General features: G+C 68.2%; 2 protein-coding genes and 1 pseudogene. All 3 read right to left on the bottom strand.

The window, feature by feature from the left end:
• Positions 1-66 precede the first annotated feature (66 nt).
• Positions 67-2217, bottom strand: coding sequence for a 3-hydroxyacyl-CoA dehydrogenase NAD-binding domain-containing protein (locus tag ACLML9_RS27860; RefSeq protein ID WP_411948288.1), 2151 nt, complete (start codon positions 2215-2217; stop codon positions 67-69).
• A gap of 40 nt (positions 2218-2257) precedes the next feature.
• Positions 2258-3469, bottom strand: a complete 1212-nt coding sequence (locus ACLML9_RS27855) for an acetyl-CoA C-acetyltransferase (RefSeq protein ID WP_411948287.1) — start codon at positions 3467-3469, stop codon at positions 2258-2260.
• Between the two features lie 299 nt (positions 3470-3768).
• A pseudogene (locus ACLML9_RS27850) lies at positions 3769-4661 on the bottom strand (hypothetical protein); the annotation flags it as partial.

The raw sequence follows: 4661 nt of genomic DNA, 5'->3' as shown, positions 1-4661 counted from the left end.
CGCGGTGCGGCGGGTTGTGCCGAACGGTTCAGCGCGACCGGCCACCAGGGCCGGCCGCCCCGGAACCTACTTGCGCAGCGAAGCCGGGACCTCGAAGCGCTTGCCGTACTTCTTCGCCAGCTCGTCGGCCCGGGCCACGAAGGCCTCCTGGCCGCCGGGGTAGCCGACGATGTACTGGTGCACGCCACCGGTCCAGGCCGGGAATCCGATACCGAAGATGGAGCCGATATTGGCGTCCGCGGTGGACTCCAGAACACCTTCGTCGAAACACTTCTGGGTTTCGAGGGCCTCGGCGAACAGCATGCGGTCGATCAGGTCCTGCAGCGGCACGTCGAAACCGGCGGTGGTCTTGAAGTGCTCGCGCAGCTGCGGCCAGATGTGGAGCCGCTTGCCGTTCTCGTCGTACTCGTAGAAGCCGGCCTTCTCCAGGCGACCCGGGCGCCCCTGCTCCACCATGTAGTCGACTACGTCGATGGCCGGGTGCCGTTCGGTACCCATGGCGGCGTCGCCCGCCTTGGCGGCCGCTTCGGTTTCCCGGGCGATCTTCTGCATGAGCTTCATGTTGAGCTCGTCGGTCAGCTGCAGCGGCGGGGCCGGGTAGCCCGCCTGCGAACCGGCCTGCTCGATGGTCGCGGGCTCGATACCCTCGCCCAGCATGGCGATCGCCTCGTTGACGAAGGTGCCGATCACGCGGGAGGTGAAGAAGCCGCGGCTGTCGTTGACCACGATCGGGGTCTTCTTGATGGCGAGGGTGTAGTCGAACACCCGGGCCAGGGCCTCGTCGGAGGTCCGCTCACCCTTGATGATCTCCACCAGCGGCATCTTGTCGACCGGCGAGAAGAAGTGGATGCCGATGAAGTCTTCCTGACGCTTCACGCCCTCGGCCAGGCCGGTGATCGGCAGGGTCGAGGTGTTGGAGCCGAGGAGCGCGTCGGGGGTGACGATGTCCTCGATCTCCTGGAAGACCTTGTGCTTGAGCTCGGTGCTCTCGAAGACGGCTTCGATCACGAAATCGACACCCGCGAAATCGGCCGCGTCGGCGGTCGGCTTGATGCGGTCGAGCAGCGCCTTGGACTTCTCCTCGGTGGTCTTGCCCCGGGACAGCGCCTTGGCCTCGATCTTCTCCGAGTAGCCCTTGCCGCGCTCGGCCGCCTCGATGCTGACGTCCTTGAGTACGACCTCGTAGCCGGCCTTCGCCGACACGTAGGCGATACCGGCGCCCATCATGCCCGCGCCGAGCACGCCGACCTTCTTGATCTCCTTCTTCGGCACATCCTTGGGACGCGAACCACCGTTGTTGATGGTCTGCAGGTCGAAGAAGAACGCCTGGATCATGTTCTTGGCGACCGGCCCGGTGAGCAGGTGCACGAAGTAACGCGATTCGATCAGCGACGCATTGTCGATATCGACCTGAGAGCCCTCGACCGCCGCGGCCATGATGGCGCGCGGGGCGGGCATATTGGCGCCCTTGAGCTGCTTGCGCAGGTTGGCCGGGAACGCGGGCAGGGTCGCGGCGAACGACGGGCTGGCGGGAGTGCCGCCGGGAATCTTGAAGCCCTTCTTGTCCCACGGCTGGACGCCGCCCTCGGGGTTGGCCTTGATCCACGCCTTGGCAGCGGGTACCAGTTCCTCGATCGAACCGACCAGCTCGTCGACCAGGCCGATCTCCTTGGCCTTGGCCGGCTTGTTGCGCTGGCCCTGCAGCAGCACGCCCATGAGCGCGTTCTGCAGGCCGAGCATGCGCACGGTACGGATGATGCCGCCGCCGGCGGGCAGCAGGCCCAGGGTGACCTCGGGCAGGCCGATCTGGGAGCCGGGGACATCGGCCGCGATCCGGTGGTGGGTGGCGAGCGCGATCTCCAGGCCACCGCCGAGCGCGGCGCCGTTGATGGCGGCCACGACCGGCTTGCCGAGGGTCTCCAGGCGGCGCAGCGCCGACTTGATCTCGGTCAGTTCGGCCATCAGCTCGGGGCCGTTGTCCGGCCCGACCTTCATCATGTTCTTCAGGTCGCCGCCGGCGAAAAAGGTCTTCTTCGCGGAGGTCAGCACGACACCGGTGATGTCGTCCTTCTCGGCCTCGAGCCGCTCGATCGTCGCGGTCATCGACTTCTTGTAGAGGTCGTTCATGGTGTTGGCGCCCTGGTTCGGGTCGTCCATCGTCAACACGACGATGCCGTCCGAATCCTTCTCCCAACCGATCATGTTGGCTTCGCTCACGGTTTTTCTGTCTCCTTGTGAAATCCGAGTCGGTTGGGAATCAGACGCGCTCGATGATGGTGGCCACACCCATGCCGCCGCCGATGCACAGCGTGATCAGGGCGTAGCGGGCGTTGCGACGCTCCAGCTCGTCGACCATGGTGCCGGTGATCATGGCGCCGGTGGCACCGAGCGGGTGGCCCATGGCAATGGCGCCACCGTTGACGTTGAGCTTCTCGTCGGGGATCTGCAGGTCCTTCTGGAACTTCAGCACCACCGAGGCGAAGGCTTCGTTGATCTCGAACAGGTCGATATCGTCGACGGTCAGACCGGCCTTGGCCAGTACCTTCTGCGACGCCGGGGTGGGGCCGGTGAGCATGATGGTGCTGTCCGCACCGCTGGTGGCGGTGGCGACGATACGGGCCCGCGGGGTCAGGCCCGAGGCCTTGCCGGCCTCTTCGGTGCCGACCAGGACCAGCGCGGCACCGTCGACGATGCCGGAACTGTTGCCGCCGTGGTGGACGTGGTCGATCTTCTCCACGAAGTGGTACTTCTGCAGGGCCACCGCGTCGAAGCCGCCCATCTCACCGATCCCGGCGAAGGACGGGTTCAGCTTGGCCAGGTCCTCCAGGGTGGTGCCGGGCCGCATGTGCTCGTCGGTGTCCAGGACGGTCAGGCCGTTGATGTCCTTGACCGGGACGATCGACTTGGCGAAGTAGCCGCCGGTGGTCGCCTTGGCGGCCAGATCCTGCGAGCGCACGGCGTAGGCGTCGACGTCCTCGCGGGAGAAGCCCTCGATGCTGGCGATGAGGTCGGCGCTGATGCCCTGCGGTACGACGTAGGTGTCGTAGTTGGTGGCCGGATCGAGCATCCAGGCGCCGCCGTCGGAGCCCATGGGCACGCGGGACATGGACTCGACACCACCGGCGAGGACCATGTCCTCGAAGCCGGAGCGCACCTTCTGGGCGGCCATGTTCACGGCTTCCAGGCCGGAGGCACAGAAGCGGTTGATCTGCACGCCGCCGACGGTCTGCGGCAGGCCGGCGGTCAGCACGGTGGTGCGGGCGATATCGGAGCCCTGGTCACCGACCGGGGAGACGACACCGAGGATGAGGTCGGAGATCCGGTCCTCGTCGAGGTTCGGGAAGCGGTTGCGCAGCTCCTGCACCAGCCCGGTGGTCAGATCGATCGGCTTGACCGAGTGCAGCGACCCCTTCTTGTTGCGGCCGCGCGGGGTGCGGATGGCCTCGTAAATGTAGGCCTCTGTGGTCATATCGGAATGTCCCTTCCTAGGAATACGCCCACCCGCACCAGGCGGAGCGGACGCGAGTTACCTCGCCGACCGGCCGTTCGACCGACCGTCCGTATTCAGTTGAGCAGCGCTGACGCGGGCCGGTCACCCGCGCGGGCATACGCTGTACAAACCACGGCACGGGTCGCCGAGGGGGTACCGAGCGGCCCGTACCTCACGGCCCACCATAGAACCTCGTCTCGCCGAAGTCCGCAGCTACCCGCCCATAGTACCGCCGGATGCGAACTCCGGTTAACTTAACGTGGTCGAGACGGTGCTTGTCAACCGTTCAACGGGGTGGCGCCCAGCTCACTCGCCAGTAGCCGCAGAGCGACCTCGTCCGGGTCGCGCCGATCACCCGGCGCGACCGGCTGCGCCGACTCCGCCAGCATCTCCTGCTCCTCCTCCGGAGTGGACGCGGGCACGCTGCGCGGTGCGTAACCGTGATCACCCGGATCATCGGGCAGGTCGGGATAGTCCGGGGGCGGGATGTCGTCGTAGGGGCTCGCCGCCGCTGCCCCGGCCTTGGCCTGGCTCGGCCGCGAGAACCGCGGCCGCCGAGCCGGCTCGGCGCCGGTCCGCGCACCGTTCGCCGATCCACTACCGGCGGGACCGGCTTGCGGCCCGCCATCGCTGTCGGCCCGGCGGGGCTCGGCCGGGGCTTCCGCGGCGGCCCGGCTCGGCGCCGGGCGCTGTGGACCCCCTCGGCGACCGCCGTCGGAATCACCCGACTCGGAGTCACCGGCCCGGCGTCCGCCCCGCTCACGTCCACCCGGACCCCGCGAGACCTGCTGACCCGTTACGACCCAGCGCACCGGATGTTCCCGGCCGAGTACCGCGCGCACCGCGGACCGGACCGCCGACAGCGGCTGCGGCTGCGAAAGCCGCTGGACCAGCGCGGCATGGTGGGCCAGCACGATCTCGCCGTCCTGAACCCCGGCCACCGACGCCCCCGAGGTGAGCATCGCGCCGATGGTCGGCCCGAACTCCTTGACCGCGAGCTTGATCTCCGGCCAGGCGGCCTCCACAGCGGCCAGCAAGTCCGGATCGGTCGGCGGCGCGTCGGCCTCGGGTCCGGCCGGCCGGATCGGATCGGCGCCGGGTCCGGCCGCCGGATCCGATTCGGCAGCGGGTCCGGCCGGGGGGCCCGGTTCGGCGCCAGAACGGAAGAGCC

This window comes from Nocardia sp. NPDC002869 (assembly GCF_046764065.1).
GTDB lineage: Bacteria > Actinomycetota > Actinomycetes > Mycobacteriales > Mycobacteriaceae > Nocardia > Nocardia rhamnosiphila.
The sequence above is the reverse complement of the archived record's forward strand: the minus strand, read 5'-3'. Positions and strand labels throughout refer to the sequence as shown.

Excerpts from the sequence above, each read along its gene's own strand:
- ACLML9_RS27855 (WP_411948287.1), bottom strand. The coding sequence starts at position 3,469 with ATGACCACAGAGGCCTACATTTACGAGGCCATCCGCACCCCGCGCGGC.